The organism is Polaromonas sp. P1_E1_2 (assembly GCF_056406035.1).
This window is the reverse complement of the sequence record NZ_JBFUAZ010000919.1, coordinates 1-1,077: the sequence shown is the minus strand read 5'-3', so window position 1 is coordinate 1,077 and position 1,077 is coordinate 1. Positions and strand designations below refer to the sequence as shown.

The window sequence follows — 1,077 nt, the reverse complement described above, 5'->3', positions numbered from 1 at the left end:
CGCCAATATTGACCTGGAGGCAGAAATCTTGATAAACATTGAAGATCGTCAGCTTCGTTTTTTCTGCTGTCGTCGCCAGCGCGCATTAAAGAGGAGCAGAGAAGCTCTGAATATACTGTACAAATAAACAGCCTCGTTCCTGCCCTGATCACGCTGTAACGATCCATCCTTCCAGCGTGTCCATGTCCACCGGCAAGCCGTAGCGGGGAGCGCCCTGCTGGGCCGCCCAGGCCGCCTGCATCAGGCACAGCACGGCATCGAGGCTGTCGCCGCTGGCGTCGTCGGCCAGCAGGTCGCGCTGCGCGTGGCTGACCTTGAGGCGCAGCCCCAGACGCGTTTGGCCGTTCTCCAGCGCGGTGATCAGGTCCTTGCGTGCAATCAGCCGCTCGGGCGTCTGCCTGGCTTTGTCGTCGCTTTTGTAAGAGCGGCTGCCCAGCACCTCGCGCGCGAGCAGGCCCGGGTAAGCTTCGAGCGCCACACGTTGGGTGTCGCCGTCATGCAGGCCGGGCAAGTGCACGCCCGCCGCGAGCAAACGCGGCACACCGGCGTGCAGCATGTAGGCCACGGGTGGGTTGACCCATTTCATCGAGGGGCTGGAGCCGGCCGGGCCGTCGGCGGCACGATGGGCGAACTTGCCGCCCACTGGCCGCGCGTCGCAGAAGGCGGCAAAGGTGCTCCGGATGTCTTCGCGGCTCAAGGCCGCATAGTGGCGCATGCAGGCTTCCCACTGCAGCGGCCAGCCCAGGTGCGCCACCAGTTCACGCGGCAGGCCAAATGGAAAATCAAACGCGCCCAGCCAGGGCTGGGGCTGTTGCAGCCAGTGCCCGAACGCCGCCAGGGACTCCAGCCGCTCTATTTTTGATAGCACGCAGCGCCCATGAAACATAGACCCGAGGGCTAAAACAATGGGTTTTTTCTTGGTCGGGCTGCTGGAGAAATCGCAGCCAAGCAACAAGGGCACTGTCATCGCTGCCTCAATCACGGTCTCAGCCCAGCGCGGTCGGGCTGCTGGAGAAATCGCAGCCAAGCAACAAGGGCACTGTCATCGCTGCCTCAATCACGGTCTCAGCCCAGCGC

At 63.1% G+C, this 1,077-nt stretch carries 1 protein-coding gene; it reads right to left on the bottom strand.

The window, feature by feature from the left end:
- Positions 1-148 precede the first annotated feature (148 nt).
- A complete protein-coding gene (locus AC1D1P_RS24085) occupies positions 149-967 on the bottom strand; it encodes a DUF429 domain-containing protein (RefSeq protein ID WP_477669812.1) in 819 nt (272 codons plus the stop codon).
- Between the last annotated feature and the right edge of the window lie 110 nt (positions 968-1,077).

Bases quoted from the DNA above. Each gene is read 5' to 3' on its own strand.
- AC1D1P_RS24085 (WP_477669812.1), bottom strand. From the start codon at position 967: ATGACAGTGCCCTTGTTGCTTGGCTGCGATTTCTCCAGCAGCCCGACC.